The organism is Paenarthrobacter sp. TAF1 (assembly GCF_052113825.1).
GTDB classification, from domain to species: Bacteria; Actinomycetota; Actinomycetes; order Actinomycetales; family Micrococcaceae; genus Arthrobacter; species Arthrobacter nicotinovorans.
The window spans coordinates 245156-261117 of sequence record NZ_JBFRDO010000005.1 but is presented as its reverse complement, the minus strand read 5'-3'; the positions used below and the strand labels follow the sequence as shown (position 1 = coordinate 261117).

Genomic DNA, 15962 nt, shown 5'->3' with positions numbered 1-15962 from the left:
CAAACGGGTCGGACGAGCAAAACGGGGTAGCATCCGAGGGTGATCCGACGACTCTCCGAGCTCTGGACAGCCAGCCCGCTGGGTTTTTGGCTGGTGGCGGCAGCCTGCCTGTATTTCGTGGTGATGGYTGTCCGGCTCACGGTCATCGACGTCCGCAGCCACTTGCTGCCCAACCGGATTGTGCTTCCGTCCTACGGTGTGGCCGGAGTGCTGTTGCTCGCTGCCGCGATCGCGGCGTCGCTCCCCGGTACCCCTACGCAAGGGGCAGCATCCGCCACTCTGTTGGGGGTGCCAGGGCTGGCGGTTCTTGCCGGCGGCGCGGCCCTCTGGTTCTTCTATTTCGTGCTGCGATTCATCCATCCACCAGGGATGGGCTTTGGCGACGTGAAGCTGGCCGGGGTGCTGGGCCTCTACCTGGGCTATTTKGGCTGGAGCCACATCTTTGCCGGAACCTTTGCGGCCTTCCTCCTGGGAGGGCTGTGGAGCTTGTTCATCCTTGCCGCACGGCGGGGAACGCTGCGGTCGGCCATTCCGTTCGGTCCTTTCATGCTGGCCGGAGCAGCTGTTGCGATGGTGCTGCTGCCCGCATGAGGCTAGCCTGTCTGCAAGGCTGCAAACCGCGCCGGGACCGACCATTCTTGTGAGGAACGCTGAACCATGGGTGCCCCGGATTTTGTGCTCAGACTGCGGGAGAAGATCGGCCATGACCCCCTCTGGCTGCCGGCCGTCAGGGGAGTGGTCTTCGACGACGAAGGCAGGGTGCTGCTGGGCCAGCGGGCCGACAACGGGCACTGGGCCCTCATCACCGGAATGCTCGAACCGGGCGAACACCCCGCCCCCGGGCTGGTGCGCGAGATCTTCGAGGAGACTGCGGTGGTGGCGGAAACGGAACGGATTGTCGGCGTCGGCGTTGTAGGTCCCGTGACCTTCCCGAACGGCGACGTGTGCGACTTCCTGGACATCACCTTCCGGTGCAGGTATGTCTCGGGAGACGCCAGGGTCAATGACGACGAATCACTGGCCGTGGGCTGGTTCGCCTTGGATGATCTTCCGGAGATGAGCGCCGGCAACCTTGAAGCCATCAGGCTTGCCACGGAGCCCGAGGGCCCCGTGGCTTACCAAATGGAGGATTAGTGCTGTTGGCTTCCGGCGTCGGCTGTCGGGCGATCCGTCCTGAGGTCGTCCTCGTCCGGCGCCGTCTGCGTGGTTTCACGGCGCTCAGCCTCAAGCCTGTCAGCCTCCGCGCCCCCGATTGCTTCACCACGGGCCACCATGCCGGCGGTGTCGGAGAGTGGGATCTGCTTCAGCGTGATGGCCAAAACCAGGGCGATGGCGATGAACGGCACCAGGTACCAGAACACTGGAGCCAGGGAATTGGCGTACGCGTTCACAATCGCATCCCGCAACTGCTCAGGCAGCTGCGCCAGGGCTTGGGGATCAAGCGTGCTGGTGGACTGCGAAGCCTGCTCCGCAGAAGCGCCGGCACCGGTGAATGCCTCCCTGAGTGATTCAGCCAGGCGGTTGGTGAAGATGGAACCGAACACGGCGACACCCAGTGATGCACCGACCTCGCGGAAGTAGTTATTGGTGCTGGTTGCCGTGCCGATCTGGTCCGCCGGAACGGAGTTCTGCACCACCAGGACGATGACCTGCATGATCAGCCCCAGGCCGGCACCGAAGATGAACAGCTGCACGCAGATGACCCAGATCGGGGTTGCTGCCGTCAGGGTGGTCAGCCACAGCATGGCCGCAATGGTCAACGCCGCACCCAGGATCGGGAACATCTTGTACTTGCCGGTCTTGGAAATACGGATACCGGAGTAGATGGACGTGCCCATCAGGCCAACCATCATCGGCAGCATGAGCAGCCCGGATTCGGCTGCTGAAGTACCGGAGGACATCTGCAGGAAGGTGGGAACGAACGCGATGGCAGCGAACATGCCCAGGCCGAGCGTGAAGCCGATGGCGGTCGCGTTGATGAAGATCGGGTTCTTGAACAGGCTCAGCGGAATGATGGGGTCCTCGGCGCGCCGTTCAACCATGACGAAGGCAAAGGCGGCCAGCACCATGCCGGCGCCAAAGGCCCAGGTGAGGGGCGAATCCCAGCCTTCGTCCTTCTTGCCGCCGAAGTCGGTGAAGAAGATAAGGCAGGTGGTGGCGGCAGAGAGGAAGATGACTCCCAGGATGTCGATCTTCTTTTCGGCCTTTTTGTTGGGAAGCGTCAAGGTGAACCATGCGGTGATAAAGGCCGCGATTCCGATGGGGATGTTGATGTAGAACGCCCATTCCCACGTGAGATGGTCCACGAAGAAGCCGCCCAGCAGCGGTCCGGCGACGGCGGAGAGACCGAAGATGGCGCCCAGCGGACCCATGTACTTGCCGCGCTCCTTGGCGGGAACGATGTCGGCGATGATGGCCTGCGAGAGGATCATCAGGCCGCCGCCGCCCAGACCCTGGATGGCGCGGAAGATCACGAAGCCCCAGAAGTCGGTGGCGAAAGCGCAGCCCACCGAAGCGAGGGTAAACAGGGCGATGGCAACCAGGAACAGGTTGCGCCGGCCCAGGATGTCACCGAACTTGCCGTAGATGGGCATGACGATCGTGGTGGCCAGGAGATAGGCCGTGGTGATCCAGGCCTGGTGCTCGACACCGCCGAGCTTTCCCACGATGGTGGGCATGGCGGTGGAAACGATGGTTTGGTCGAGGCTGGACAGGAGCATGCCTGCGATCAGCGCCGAGAAGATGATCCAGATCCGTTTCTGGGTCAGCAGCAGTGGTTCTGCCGCCTTCGAGAGTGTACTCATGCGGGGTCCTTCGGTGTCTGTGCAGGAGTGGTGTCCAGCGGTTGCGATAAGAGTTTCCGGGCTGCGGCAAGGTTCTGGTCCAGGAGCTCGCGGTAAGGCCGCGTGTTGTCCTCCGAGAAGAACTGATGGGATGTCTTCTTGGAAACAGCGCCGAACACGGCTGAGGCCATGATGATCTCCGGATGTCCGGGGGAGAGGCCCTCACGGGCGGCGATCAGTTCCATGAACTGCCGCTCCCTGGCCTCGCCTTCAAGGGTCATGCGGCCCAGGAGCTGGGGCTCGGCCTTGATGGCAGCAATCAGTTGCTGGATCTCGGTACGGCTGATGGTGGAACGCTCCACGATGTCCACGGTGAGGTGGTACAGGGCAGCGAGCAACGTGGCGGAGATGCCGTCCGGCAGCCGTTCAGGATCCCGGTTGARGTTATCCAGCGAATCCTGGGGCAGGTCATCGGAGAATGCTCCGATGACTGCGTCTTCCTTGGAGTGGAAGTAGTTGAAGAAGGTCCGGCGGGAGATGCCCGCCTCTTCGCACACCTCTTCCACGGTGTAGCCATTCAGGCCGCGTTCGGCGGTCAGGGTTCGTGCGACTGCCGTGATGGCCAGCCGCGTGGCGGCGCGCTTGCGCTCGCGGAGGCCGCCGTCGATATTTGCACTATTGCTCACAAAGTAAAGTTTTGCACTTTTCGCCGTAGGGTGCAAAATATCGCCCGGAGGTTTTGTACACCTGATGCCGCTAAGGAGGTTTCTTGAGGGCACCTGGTGTACAAAAACTCCCGGGTACGACGACGGCCGGTACCTCTCGTGCGAAAGGTACCGGCCGTCGTCGTGCTTTGGGTTTAAGCCAAGAATCAGGCCTTGTGGGTCGGCGACGTCATGGTGGTGACGTCCAAAGCCTTATCGAGGTCGGCCTCGGAGACCTTGCCTTCGCCTTCGCCAACGAAGCCGAGCTGCTCGGTAGCCTGGCGGATGGTCAGGCCCTCCTTGACGGCGGTTTTGGCGATCTTGGCGGCGTTTTCGTAGCCGATGTACTTGTTCAGCGGCGTCACGATCGAGGGGGAGGCCTCGGCCAGGAACCGGGCGCGCTCGACGTTGGCGGTGATGCCGTCGATCATCTTGTCGGCCATGACGCGGCTGGTGTTGGCCAGCAGGCGGATGGACTCGAGGAGGTTGGCGGCCATGACGGGGATGCCGACGTTGAGTTCGAAGGCGCCGTTGGTGCCGGACCAGGCGATGGCGGTGTCGTTGCCGATGACCTGGGCGCACACCATGATGGACGCTTCGCAGATGACCGGGTTGACCTTGCCGGGCATGATCGAGGAGCCGGGCTGGAGGTCCGGAAGGGCGATTTCGCCCAGGCCCGTGTTGGGGCCCGAGCCCATCCAGCGGAGGTCGTTGTTGATCTTCATGAAGGAGATCGCGATGTTGCGCAGCTGGCTGGAGCCCTCGATCAGGCCGTCGCGGTTCGCCTGTGCCTCAAAGTGGTCGCGGGCTTCGGTCAGCGGGAGGCCGGTGTCGGCTGCGAGGAGTTCGATGACGCGCTCCGGGAAGCCTGCCGGGGTGTTGATGCCGGTACCAACAGCGGTACCGCCCAGGGGGACCTCGGCTACGCGGGGGAGAGCGGCGTTGATGCGCTCGATGCCGTAGCGCACCTGCGCTGCGTAACCGCCGAATTCCTGGCCAAGCATGACCGGGGTCGCATCCATGAGGTGCGTACGGCCGGACTTGACGACGTCCTTGAACTCCACGGCCTTGCGGTCCAGGGAAGCTGCCAGGTACTCGAGGGCCGGGATCAGGTCATTGATCAGGGCCGAGGTGGCGGCGACGTGGACGGAAGTCGGGAAGACGTCGTTGGAGGACTGGGAAGCGTTGACGTGGTCGTTGGGGTGGACCACCTTGTCGCTGCCGGCGGCCGAGAGGGCGCGGGAAGCCAGTTCCGCGATGACCTCGTTGGTGTTCATGTTGGACGAGGTACCCGAGCCGGTCTGGAAAACGTCGATCGGGAAGTCGCCGTCGTACTTGCCCGTTGCAACCTCATCGGCAGCTGCGGCGATGGCCTCGGCGAGCTCGCCATCGAGCACCCCCAGTTCGGCGTTCGCCAGTGCGGCGGCCTTCTTGACCCGGGCAAGGGCTTCAATGTGTGTGCGCTCGAGCGTTTTGCCGGAGATGGGGAAGTTCTCCACAGCACGCTGCGTCTGGGCGCGGTACAGGGCGTTCACGGGGACGCGAACTTCGCCCATCGTGTCATGTTCAATACGGAACTCAGTGGTGGAAGTCATGGGGCTAGCTTATGGCGATCCGACGCCTCACAGAAAACCCGGAGGAGAGTGCTACGTGCTCCGGCGTTGCCGCCGGAGCACGTCCCCTTAGAGCTTGCCGATCCCGGAAACGAGGGCCGCGCGGCCCTCATCAAGCTTGTACGACAGGCCGATGACGGCGACGCGGCCGTCGTCGATGGCGTCGGAAATCACACGGGAGCTGTCAGCCAGGCGTGCGGCGGTCTGCTTCACGTGCTCCACCACCATGTCGTTGACGTCTTCCTGCTCGTTGCGCTTGGCAGTCAGGACGGAGGGGGTGATGCGTTCGACGAGGTCCCGGATAAAGCCCGCAGGCATCTCACCGGTCTCGACAGCTGCCTTGGTGGCCTTCACCGCACCACAGCTGTCGTGGCCGAGGATGACGATCAAGGGAACCCGGAGTTGGCTGATGCTGTATTCCAGGGAACCGAGGACGGCGTCGTCAATCACCTGGCCGGCGGTCCGCACAACAAAAGCATCACCAAGGCCGAGGTCGAAAATGATCTCTGCAGCGAGCCGGGAATCGGAACAACCGAAGATGACGGCGAAGGGGTTTTGGTCCTCGATGAGGGACGAGCGACGGGCGGCATCCTGGTTGGGGTGCAGGGATTCGCCGGAGACAAAGCGTTCGTTGCCCTCGCGGAGACGGCGCCACGCCAGGGCTGGAGTCAGGTAAGTAGGCACGAACCTTACTTTACGACGCAGAGGCAGCAGTCAGTGAAACTGTTGCGCGCCAACCCGTCAGGCGGACGGGGCGGCTGAGGCCGAAGGTGCGGTGCCCTGGTCCGCTGACTTGACGACGGCGGTGGCCAACGTCGCGAACTCCTCGAGGCTTGCCGTGCCGCTCAGGATGATGGTGGTGCCCTTGTAGTCCAGGACCATACTGCGCTTTTCCTTGCCCGAATCGCGCAGTTCCCACTCCTGCCCGCCGGCGTTGCGCGTGCCGGTGACCGGGAGGTTGCCCGTCTGCTGCAATACCCAGGTGGGATTGGCCTTATTGGTCTGGGTGAGGCCGATGAAAGCTTCCTTGGGAGTCAGGAAACCGACCTCCCAAGTGGGCACGCCTGTCCCGCTGCCCGATTCCCACCGCGCGTAATTCGGGGTAAATGTGTCGCCGGTATCGGGAGTGACAGGTGTGAATCCCGCCACACCTTCGGCGTTCCTGGCGATGGAGGAGACATCGATGGGAGGCCTGAAGCCGTCGCCCTTCGGAGCCGGATTCATCAGGACGATGGGGAGGAAAGCCAGCACGCAGACCAAAAGGGCAATGACCATGCCAATCACGGACGCGTTGGCCCGTTTGGCAGCTTTCGCCGCGATGACGGGCTTGAAGGGGGCATCCGGGGCACTGGTTGGCTCAGCCGCGGCAGCATCCGGTTGGTTGCCGGCAGCGGGCTTGTCCTGCGTTTCACTCACCCTTCCATGATCCCTTATCGGGGCAGGGAACACACATCGGGCAACCTCACCGCCGGTATTGCGGCCGGTGGTCATTCAACCACCCGGAGTGGACGTGGCGACTATGATCGTTGGTAGAGGAACCCCGGGTTGCCCCGCGCAACCATGTCCGGTCCCGTGAATCGTCACTCGAAGAAGAGGTTCAAGTGTCTCCTGCACCAATGACCCAGCAGTATTCCACGATTTCGCCGTCGCTCGCCGTCGGCATCGACGAACCCGACCGCAACCTTGCGCTTGAACTCGTCCGCGTCACCGAAGCCGCGGCAATTGCCGGCGGCCACTGGGTAGGTTTCGGCGACAAGAACAAAGCCGACGGTGCCGCCGTCGACGCCATGCGTTCGTTCCTTCACACCGTCCACTTCAACGGCGTCGTGGTGATTGGTGAAGGCGAAAAAGACGAAGCCCCCATGCTGTTCAACGGCGAGCAGGTTGGTGACGGCACCGGTCCCGAGTGCGACGTCGCCGTCGATCCCATCGACGGAACCCGCCTCACCGCCCTGGGCATCAACAACGCCCTCGCAGTGCTGGCTGTCGCTGAGCGCGGCTCCATGTTCGACCCCTCCGCTGTTTTCTACATGGAGAAGCTCGTCACGGGTCCCGAGGCCGCCGACATGGTGGATCTGCGCCTGCCCGTCAAGCAGAACCTGCACCTCATCGCCAAGGCCAAGGGCGTCAAGGTCAACCAGCTCAACGTCATGATCCTTGACCGTGACCGCCACCGCCCTCTGGTTGAAGAGATCCGCGAAGCCGGCGCGCGCACCAAGTTCATCATGGACGGCGACGTCGCAGGCGCCATTGCAGCAGCCCGTACCGGCACCGGCGTCGACGCCCTCATGGGCATCGGCGGCACCCCGGAAGGCATCGTTGCAGCCTGCGCCATCAAGTCCCTCGGCGGCGTCATCCAGGGCCGCCTCTGGCCGACGTCGGACGACGAGAAGCAGAAGGCCATCGACGCCGGACACGACCTCGACCGCGTCCTGTCCACCAACGACCTCGTCACCTCGGACAACTGCTACTTCGCAGCCACCGGCATCACCGACGGCGACCTCCTGCACGGCGTCCGCTACCAGAAGGACCGCGTCCTGACCCAGTCCATCGTGATGCGCTCGAAGTCCGGCACCGTCCGCTTCGTTGATGCTGAGCACCACGCATCCAAGTGGGAGACGTACGCGCGCAAGGCGTAACCCCTCCACTGCAGTCGCGTCTTTGACGCGAAAAGCGCCCCATCGCTCTGCGGCTATCTCCTCGTACCTCGTCGATTTGATGCCGCTCCCGCGATGGGGCGCTTTTCGCTGTTTGGATGCGTTGGTGCCGGGGCTTCCGGCTTCGCGCGATTTTTGGGTAGGGGTAGGTCGGGCGCGGGAAAGGCTTAGCGGAGTTTGTTGCGGAGCTTCCTGGCCAGCTGGTAGGCGCCGTAGCGGAGTTTGTTGACCGGGAGGTCCCAGGTGCCGGGGTAGGAGACTTCGCGGCCTCCGAAGGATTTCTTGAACGCCGTGAAGCCCGCCCACTTGTGGTCCGGCTGGTCCTCGGGTGCGACGCCCCAGAGGTCCACGTGCTTGAGACCCTTTTCCTTGGCGTCTGCCATGAGGGTGACCAGGAGGGGGATGCCTGCGCTGAGCTTGCGGTGCGTGTCATCGAGTGCCGCGTGCGCGTAGACCCGGGTATCTGCCGAATCGTAGGCGAAGGCGGCCGCGATGGGCTCACCTTCCAGTTCGGCGATGAACAAGGTTCCGGCCCCTGCAGGCAGCAATGACGCCGCCACCTGGGTCAGGTATTCATCGCTCTGCGGCTTGAAGCCATTCCGCGCCGCCGTCAGGTGGAGGAAGTGCAGCAGGATGGAGATGTCAGCCGGGTCCTGGGAGGTCCGGAACGTCACTCCCTTTTTGTGGATGTTCCGGTACAAGTTCCGGTTTGTTGGCTTCATGCCCGCGAGGACGTCCTTGAAATCCCCGTCCAGATCCACAATCCAGCTCAGTTCCGGCTGCTGGTTGACCGGCGCGGGCCGTAAGCCCCGCGCGCGGAGCAGGGGACCGGCGTCGGACGCCGTAAAACCTGCCGCAGCAGGTTCCATCCGGACGAAGACGGCGTGCTCCGCCTTGGCCAGCGCCACCAAAGCCGCCGTGGCGGCGTCGAATGCTTCGACGGAATCAGCCATAGGCCCATAGGGCGCGTAGATGACTTTGCCCGCGGGGTTCTTCTCCTCAATAGCGAGGAAACTCCATCCGGGGCCGGATTTTTCGTGGACGCGGCGCCCCAGGGAACGCTGGACTGCCGCCCATGCGGGCGTTTGGAGGAAGAATTCCACGGTTCAGTTCCCCAAGCCTGTCGTGACTGCGAAGGCAATGCTGGTGTCCGTCGCGCCCTGGACCGGGTGGACGTTGACCGGGGCTTCGACGTCGGGGATGAACGCTGCAGCGCCACGTCCAAGCTGGAGGTCGCTCTTGGGCGAGTCGAGAAGCACGGAGCCGGAAACAACCACGACGACGGCGGGCCCGGTCTGCGCCAGCGGCACCGGTGCTGCGTCAGGGCCGAGCTCGATGCGCTGGAGCTGGAACTCCTTGAACGGCGGGCGGTACAGCTCCTGTCCGAACTCCGTCCCGCTGGCCTCGACGCGCGGAACCCCGAGGGATTCGAAACGTACGGTCTTCAACAGTTCCGGAACGTCCACGTGCTTGGGCGTGAGTCCACCGCGAAGGACATTGTCCGAGGACGCCATGACCTCGACGCCCAGGCCGTGCAGATAGGCGTGGATGTTCCCCGCAGGGAGGTAGACCACTTCACCGGGTTCGAGGGACAAATGGTTCAGGAGCAGGGAGATGAGGACGCCGGGGTCTCCGGGGAAGGCTTCATTGATGTCCAGCATTGCGGTCAGCGCTTCCCGGTGCGGCTCCAGCGGTGCCCCGGCAGAAAGTACCGCGACTACCTCGTTAATGGCATCGGAGACGTCACTGCCGCCCTGGATGAGCCGGCTGAAGGCAGCCTTCAGCGCAGCGGAAGCATCAGCTTGCGCAAGGTCGGTGACGACGTCCGCGATAACGGCGGGAACGTCGATGGCGGCGGAGTCAAGGACGTGCGCCAGGTGTTCAAAGATGCCGCGGGAGTCAGCAGGGGAGCGGAAGCCGCACAACGCCTTGAAGGGCGTGAGGGCGAAGATCATTTCCGGCTTGTGGTTGTCATCGCGGTAGTTGCGTTCAGCGGCGTCGGGGGCGATCCCGGCGGCGTTCTCGCGGGCAAATCCTTCACGGGCCTGCTCCAGGCTCGGATGGACCTGGAGGGAAAGCGGCTTTTCGGCCGCCAGGAGCTTGGTGAGGAAGGGCAGGCGGGGACCAAATCCGGCGAGGCTTTCGGAGCCAAGGAAGCGCTGCGGATCCGAAGCGATCAAGGCATCCAGGGGCTGGGTGACACCGTTGGGGTGAATGGCTGTCGAAGGGGAGTCCGGGTGGGCCCCGATCCACATTTCAGCCTCTGGGCCGCCCGAGGCCTGCCGGCCCAGCAGTCCGGCGATGGCCGTCGTCGAACCCCACGCATAGGGCCGCAAAACATTCTCAATCTGGTACACGAAAGAAAGTCCTTATCGTTGCGCTGGACGTGGGATGGAGCTCAAAGGGGGAATTTACAGTGGTGCGCACTGGCCGTTGGTGGCCACGAGGTCGCGGATGCCTTGCTCATCGCCCTGGGCTTTGAGGCCGTTCAACAACTCAATGGTGATCGGCGTGCCGTCGGGGGTTGTGGTCACCGGAGTGAAGTCCGCAGAGGGTGAAGGCAGTTGGCTTGCGGGCAGCAGGCCAGTAACCGGACCGGCGGCCATGACGGGCCCGGCGCCCGGACGGTCATGGGTCACGACGGCGTCACTTGCCTTGGGGCTGTTGGACGAGGCGAGGACTTCCTGGACCTTGGAGTGGATCAGGTCAAAGTCAGGCACCGTGGAGAAGGATGCGTCGAAGTCCGGTGGCCCGATGGTGAGCCGTTTGACGGGCTGGTTCTTGGACTTCAAGGCGAGGTCCACAAAGCTGCCCAGCTGGTTGGACGAGATGTTGGAATCGACCACCTTGGTCCCGGCGTTGGCGATGTCCTCGAACTTGGTCAGGAGAGTGGCGGGGTCCAGCTGCTTGAGCATGGCCTGCTGCACGCATTGCTGGCGTGCAATGCGAGCGTAGTCGTCCACGAATTCGCGGGAGCGGCCGTACCAGAGGGCGTGGAAGCCGTCCAGATGCTGGTCTCCGGCAGGGATCCAGCCGTCGGGCATGCCGTGGATTCCGTTGGCCTCATCGGTGACGGGGCCGCTGATGGGTACCCAACCGCCGGCCTTGATGCGGATGCCGCCCATGGCGTCGATGAGTTTGGCGAACCCATCCATGTCCACCAGGACATAGGCCTGGACCGTGATTCCGAGGGTTCCGGACACAGCTTCCAGGGTTGCCTGTGCGCCCGGATCCTGAACGCCCGGATACAGGTCCTGGTACTTGTTGGTGACCTCGGTGTTGACGGCGTTGATGAGGCACTCGTCGCCGCAGTTGTAACCCTCGGGGTAGATCTTCCGCATGGGCGAACTCTCGCTGAACTGTGCGTTCTGGAGGTTGCGGGGGACTGAAATGATGGCGCTTTCGCCGGTTTTCGCATCGACGCTGATCACGGACAGGCTATCGGGACGGCGTCCCGTCCTGTCGTCGCCGGCGTCGCCACCCATCATCAGGAAGTTGTAACGCCCGTCCACGGGATCGATCGCGGGACCGGCGTCGAAAATACTGCCGATTGCGTTGCGGCTGACGTTCAGGACATAGGCAATGTAGCCCAGCGATCCGCTCGCCAGCACGGTGGAGATGGCCACCACGACGGCAATGATGGGACGCATGCCGGGTGCCAGGAGTGTCGGCCTGATGATCCGCAGGGTGTTGAGGAACAGGTAGGCCCATCCCAGGGCCAGCGCCACGAGGACCACGATAATGAACAGCGACCCCACGGGGTGGGTGACAATGCTCAGCAGCATGGTCCGGTTGGTGACTGCGATGACGATGGTTATCAGCGCCAGCGCCCACACCGTGAGCGTAACGCGCAGCGCGATGCGGCCAAGTTTGCGGTCGCCCGCAACGATTTGTGCGCTGCCGGGGACCAGGAGCGTGAGGAGGACCAGCACGAAGGCGCGTTTGGTCCGCACCGGCGCACTGGCGCCGGATGGATAGCGGACAGGATCAGTCAGGGCGGAACCGGGCTGATTCGTGTTCTTGTGCATGGTAGTCATCCGCTGCCTTCCTAGCGGGGGCTCCGGGCTGACGGGTTGGCAGGGGAGAAGACTTCCTCAACCTTGTGGCGAAGGTTCTCCCCTTTTTTGGTGGCCACATCGTTGAGTTCCTGGGCGAAAGCCAGGAGGTCGCCACGAAGCTTGGCGGCAAGTTCATCAGTACCGGAGGCCAGCATCCGCACGGCCAGGAGTCCGGCGTTGCGGGCCCCTGCAATCGACACCGTGGCGACGGGGACGCCGGCCGGCATCTGCACGATCGACAGCAAGGAGTCCATGCCGTCCAGTGTCTTGAGCGGAACCGGAACGCCGATTACCGGAAGGGGGGTCACCGAGGCCAGCATGCCCGGAAGGTGGGCCGCGCCGCCGGCTCCGGCAATGATGACGCGGAGACCGCGCTGGTGGGCGTTCTGTCCGTAGCTGATCATTTCCGTGGGCATACGGTGGGCCGAAACGACATCCGCTTCAAAAGGTATGCCGAACTCGGCCAGGGCATCGGCCGCGGCCTCCATGACGGGCCAGTCGGAGTCCGAGCCCATGACGAGTCCTACCAGCGGGGCCTGCGGTGTTGTCGTCATAGGGTCTCCTCCAGAGTGGGCTGCTCAGGCTTGCGGCCGTCGCGGATGATGTTGGCCACGGTGGTCGCGCGCTGGCGCACCGAGTCGACGTCGGAGGCAGAGGTGCCCACGAGGTTGACGTGACCGATCTTGCGGCCAGGGCGGACGGACTTGCCGTAGGAATGCACCTTGGCCGCGGGCTCATAGGCCAGCGCCTGCGGGAAGGCCTTGAAGAGGTCCTGGTTTTCGCCCCCGAGGAAGTTTTTCATCACCACTACCGGAGCGAGCGCATCGGTGGCGCCCAGCGGCAGGTCCAGAACTGCACGCAAGTGCTGTTCGAACTGGCTGGTGATGGAACCATCCTGGGTCCAGTGGCCGGTGTTGTGCGGACGCATGGCAAGTTCATTGATCAGGAAGCCCGCGCCGACGCCGGGAGTTTCGAACAGCTCTGCCGCCATCACGCCTGTGACGCCGAGCTCATTGGCGATGCGGAGCGCAGCTTCCTCGGCAGCGGCAGCTACTTCCACGGGAATGTTCTGTGCCGGGGCTATGACTTCGTCGCAGACTCCGTCCACCTGGATGGTGTGGACCACCGGCCAGGCCCGGGACTCGCCGCTGGGCGTGCGCGCCACCAGGGCTGAGAGTTCACGGCTGAACTCCACCTTCGCTTCGGCCAGCAGGGGGCTCATGGCCTGGAACCAATCGTTGGTCTCCAGGGCCTCCTGGGCGGAGTCGACAATTCTGACGCCCTTGCCGTCGTAGCCGCCACGAGGTGTCTTCAGCACTACGGGCCAGCCGATCCTGTCACCGAAGGCGACCAGTTCGTCAACCGTGTGCACGGCAGACCATTCGGGGTTGGGCAGGCCCAGGCGGTCAATGGCGGCCCGCATCACGAGCTTGTCCTGGGCGTTGACCAGGGCATCGGGGCCGGGCTGGACATTGACGCCTGCGTCCAACAGCGCCCTCAGGTGCCCGGTGGGGACGTGTTCGTGATCGAACGTCAGTACGTCTAGGCCTTTTGAGAACTCAAGGAGGGCCTCGAGGTCCTTGTAGTCGCCAATGGGGGCCGTGGCTACGGCAGCCACAGCCGAAACGTCCTCGCCTTCGGCCAAAACGCGGAGTTCAAAGCCCAGTGCGGTAGCGGGCGGAGCCATCATTCGTGCGAGTTGGCCGCCGCCAACAACGCCAATTACTGGAAAAGTCACAAGGTTCAGCCTACCGAACCGGCAGGGGGATCACTGATTCTGCCGCCCTTTTGGCGCCATTTATCGTCAGTTCCGGCCACTGTATTGGCGTTCTCACAGCGTACTCCCGGGCAGCGCTTGGAAATCGGCGCTAAAATGGTCGAGGCCCATCGGCCCACTTTCAACGGCCATGGAGGGTCATGATCACCACACTCGCAGATCGCATCCGCGGACTTGCTTCGCTTTTTTGGCGCGAAGTAGCCAAGTTCGGCGCTGTTGGTGGTGTTGCGTTCGTTATCGACAACGGCCTCACGTACTACCTGATGCATGGCCCCATGACCGACAGCCCGTCCAAGGCACGTTTTGTCGGTGCCGTGGTGGCGACGATCTTCTCGTGGATTGCCAACCGGTTCTGGACCTTCCGGCACCGCCGGCAGGACAACGTTGTGCGCGAGTTCGTGATGTTCGTCATCATCAACGGTATCGGCATCGGTATCTCCACCGGCTTCACGTTCATTGCCAACTACTGGTTGAACATCACTGACAAGAACATGCTTTTCGCGGCCGGCGTGGTCGGCATCCTGGTGGCGACAGTGGTCCGCTTCTTTGCCTACCGCTTCCTGGTCTTCAACAAGGAACTCGACCAGGAACCCGAGTTCTCGCACGACCACGAACTTCTGGACATGCATCCCAAGGCCAAGGCGGGGGCGGAAGCCGGCGCCGGCAACCCGTCGACCGGCGAGTTTCCTTCGGTCAAGAAGCCCTGACAAACGCTAAGGCCGGCACAAACGCTAAGGCCGGCACAAACGCTAAGGCCGGCTGACGCGCTCGTTGTCCAGAAGATGCGCGGTGACCTCGACATCTTCGTGCACCAGCACTACGGAGCCGTCTTCTTTCCATGCTCCCAGGGCGGCCGAGAGGCATGATTCCAAGCCATCGCCGGCGCGGACCAGGAGGCGGACACCCGGTTCCTGCGCAGCCGCGAATCCCTCGAGGAGAGCCGAGTGCGCGTATCCGGCCGTGCCACGTACCGCGGAGTTTTCCGCCCCGGGTTCGTCATGCGCCATGAACACGTCGCCGTGGGAGCGGACTTCCGCCGCGTAATCCACGACGCCGGACGGCAGCTCGCCCGGCCAGCGCATCGCAAGCGCTGCGAGCGGCACGGCGACGACCGCGTCGAAGCCCGCCCCGGCGCCGTCGTCGGGCTTGTCGGTTATCAGCAGCTCCGCCGAGGTGCCGTCAAGCACGACTTCCATGCCCAGTTGCCAGGCGGCAAGGGCCCATACAAAGGACTTCCAGTGCGCGGGGAGGTCCAGCCGGACGGCCATTCCCGGCTCGGCATCGAGTTCGTCCTGCAGCAGGTTGCCAGTCTTGGCCACCCAGTTGTCGAAGACCCGTCCGGAGAGTTCAACACGCTCGGAACCGGGGCCGTACCAGGTGAGCCTGGGCGAGGTGGAATTCCCGGACCTCAGGGCGGTCATCAAGTTCACTGCCGGAATGCTCATGGATCAATCTTGCCACGCAGGTCCCGCACCACTCCGGGCAGCAACCCCTTGGATGTGAATTGCGACACATCAATGTTTGTCCATTCGCTGGGCTTCGGGAGGGTGCCGCTGCTATTTCCGCGGAAATTCAACGAAAGTTAACCTCAACCGATCCTGTGCTTCCATTTCCCGCGGCAATCCGCGGAAGCCGCGGCCTGGATGTTGGGCGTGGCGCATCCCACTTTTCCACAGCTTCTTGATTATTATCCCGGCGCGGCTTGACTGGCGGGTAGTTACACGCGTGTAATTAGTAATCAACGCCGCTGCGCAGACAACCGGGACACCGGGAATCGGAAACACATCCAAGCAGCAGCTGCAAACTCAGGAGGGACGCCATGGGGCAAGCGTTGCGTATCCAGGAAGATGCAGTCGTCGCAGAACATGCGTCGGTGAAATACCGTTCGCGGGAGGTGCCGGGAGACTGGTACGTAGATCCTGCGGATCCGGAAGCGGCAGACCGATACAACCAGAATGTGCAGCAGTCTTTGGAGGATCAGGCGACAGCCCTCCTCGCAGCACATGAGGCATTGATTGGCGACCTGCCGGCTGGTCCGGAAGAAGACCTCGACGATCCTCCCATGGAGCTGCGCCGTCCGCTTGAGACGCCCGGACAGCCTGTGTGGATCGGTCTCCCCGGCCAAGGGGATTTCGATGACGAAGGTGAACTTGGCTGGCAGACGGACGCGCTGTGCGCGCAGACCGATCCTGAAGCGTTTTTCCCTGAAAAGGGCGGATCGACCCGGGATGCCAAGAAAGTGTGCGGAGCGTGCAACGTTCGCTCGCAGTGCTTGGAGTATGCCCTCGCCAATGACGAGCGGTTCGGTATTTGGGGCGGGCTTTCCGAGCGGGAGCGCCGTCGGCTAAGGAAGCGAGCGGTCTAATTCTC

16 protein-coding genes are annotated in these 15962 nt (G+C 63.4%); 5 read left to right on the top strand and 11 right to left on the bottom strand.

Annotated elements, in window-relative coordinates:
- Positions 1-39: 39 nt before the first annotated feature.
- Both AB4Y81_RS09345 and AB4Y81_RS09340 read left to right on the top strand, forming a co-directional pair.
- On the top strand, positions 40-591 hold the full coding sequence (locus tag AB4Y81_RS09345; protein ID WP_441995718.1) for a prepilin peptidase: 552 nt from the start codon (positions 40-42) through the stop codon (positions 589-591).
- 66 nt (positions 592-657) lie between these two features.
- The gene (locus AB4Y81_RS09340) at positions 658-1134 is read left to right on the top strand and encodes an NUDIX hydrolase (RefSeq protein WP_018777301.1); all 477 of its coding nucleotides are present in this window, start codon (positions 658-660) and stop codon (positions 1132-1134) included.
- On the opposite strand, the gene AB4Y81_RS09335 is transcribed toward AB4Y81_RS09340, so the two are convergent.
- The 5 genes from AB4Y81_RS09335 to AB4Y81_RS09315 all read right to left on the bottom strand — a co-directional run bounded on the left by AB4Y81_RS09335 (position 1131) and on the right by AB4Y81_RS09315 (position 6516).
- A complete protein-coding gene (locus AB4Y81_RS09335; RefSeq protein ID WP_039240319.1) occupies positions 1131-2804 on the bottom strand; it encodes an MDR family MFS transporter in 1674 nt (557 codons plus the stop codon). The genes AB4Y81_RS09340 and AB4Y81_RS09335 overlap by 4 nt on opposite strands.
- The gene (locus AB4Y81_RS09330) at positions 2801-3469 is read right to left on the bottom strand and encodes a TetR/AcrR family transcriptional regulator (protein WP_441995717.1); all 669 of its coding nucleotides are present in this window, start codon (positions 3467-3469) and stop codon (positions 2801-2803) included. Before AB4Y81_RS09330 ends, AB4Y81_RS09335 begins: the two co-directional genes overlap by 4 nt.
- 185 nt (positions 3470-3654) lie before the next feature.
- A complete protein-coding gene (locus AB4Y81_RS09325; RefSeq protein WP_189075892.1) occupies positions 3655-5082 on the bottom strand; it encodes a class II fumarate hydratase in 1428 nt (475 codons plus the stop codon).
- Positions 5083-5169: 87 nt separating this feature from the next.
- Complete coding sequence (locus AB4Y81_RS09320; protein WP_018777305.1) at positions 5170-5784, bottom strand: carbonic anhydrase; 615 nt, start codon at positions 5782-5784, stop codon at positions 5170-5172.
- 57 nt (positions 5785-5841) lie between these two features.
- On the bottom strand, positions 5842-6516 hold the full coding sequence (locus AB4Y81_RS09315; protein ID WP_018777306.1) for a DUF4245 domain-containing protein: 675 nt from the start codon (positions 6514-6516) through the stop codon (positions 5842-5844).
- Between the two features lie 200 nt (positions 6517-6716).
- Here AB4Y81_RS09315 and glpX point away from each other — a divergent pair, with 200 nt between their 5' ends.
- Positions 6717-7739, top strand: a complete 1023-nt coding sequence (glpX, locus tag AB4Y81_RS09310) for a class II fructose-bisphosphatase (RefSeq protein ID WP_018777307.1) — start codon at positions 6717-6719, stop codon at positions 7737-7739.
- 185 nt (positions 7740-7924) lie between these two features.
- On the opposite strand, the gene AB4Y81_RS09305 is transcribed toward glpX, so the two are convergent.
- Genes AB4Y81_RS09305 through AB4Y81_RS09285 form a run of 5 tightly spaced genes read right to left on the bottom strand, consistent with a single transcriptional unit; the run spans position 7925 to position 13553 of the window.
- A complete protein-coding gene (locus AB4Y81_RS09305; protein WP_434328209.1) occupies positions 7925-8860 on the bottom strand; it encodes a lipid II:glycine glycyltransferase FemX in 936 nt (311 codons plus the stop codon).
- A 3-nt stretch (positions 8861-8863) separates the two neighbouring features.
- Positions 8864-10114, bottom strand: coding sequence for a mannose-6-phosphate isomerase, class I (manA, locus tag AB4Y81_RS09300; RefSeq protein WP_416429076.1), 1251 nt, complete (start codon positions 10112-10114; stop codon positions 8864-8866).
- Between the two features lie 54 nt (positions 10115-10168).
- Complete coding sequence (locus AB4Y81_RS09295; protein ID WP_079581091.1) at positions 10169-11794, bottom strand: LCP family protein; 1626 nt, start codon at positions 11792-11794, stop codon at positions 10169-10171.
- Between the two features lie 11 nt (positions 11795-11805).
- The gene (gene purE / locus AB4Y81_RS09290) at positions 11806-12369 is read right to left on the bottom strand and encodes a 5-(carboxyamino)imidazole ribonucleotide mutase (protein ID WP_018777311.1); all 564 of its coding nucleotides are present in this window, start codon (positions 12367-12369) and stop codon (positions 11806-11808) included.
- Positions 12366-13553 carry a 5-(carboxyamino)imidazole ribonucleotide synthase gene (locus AB4Y81_RS09285; RefSeq protein ID WP_434328210.1) on the bottom strand — a complete coding sequence of 396 codons (1188 nt, stop codon included), beginning with the start codon at positions 13551-13553 and terminating at the stop codon, positions 12366-12368. The genes purE and AB4Y81_RS09285 overlap by 4 nt, the downstream gene beginning before the upstream one ends.
- Before the next feature lie 179 nt (positions 13554-13732).
- Between AB4Y81_RS09285 and AB4Y81_RS09280 the strand changes: the two genes are divergently transcribed.
- Positions 13733-14299 carry a GtrA family protein gene (locus AB4Y81_RS09280; RefSeq protein WP_018777313.1) on the top strand — a complete coding sequence of 189 codons (567 nt, stop codon included), beginning with the start codon at positions 13733-13735 and terminating at the stop codon, positions 14297-14299.
- A 42-nt stretch (positions 14300-14341) separates the two neighbouring features.
- Here AB4Y81_RS09280 and AB4Y81_RS09275 read toward each other — a convergent pair whose 3' ends face one another.
- Positions 14342-15037 (bottom strand): TIGR03089 family protein, encoded by a 696-nt coding sequence (locus AB4Y81_RS09275; protein WP_193589598.1) that lies wholly within the window; start codon positions 15035-15037, stop codon positions 14342-14344.
- Positions 15038-15411: 374 nt separating this feature from the next.
- Between AB4Y81_RS09275 and AB4Y81_RS09270 the strand changes: the two genes are divergently transcribed.
- Positions 15412-15957, top strand: a complete 546-nt coding sequence (locus AB4Y81_RS09270; protein ID WP_018777315.1) for a WhiB family transcriptional regulator — start codon at positions 15412-15414, stop codon at positions 15955-15957.
- The last annotated feature ends 5 nt before the right edge of the window (positions 15958-15962 follow it).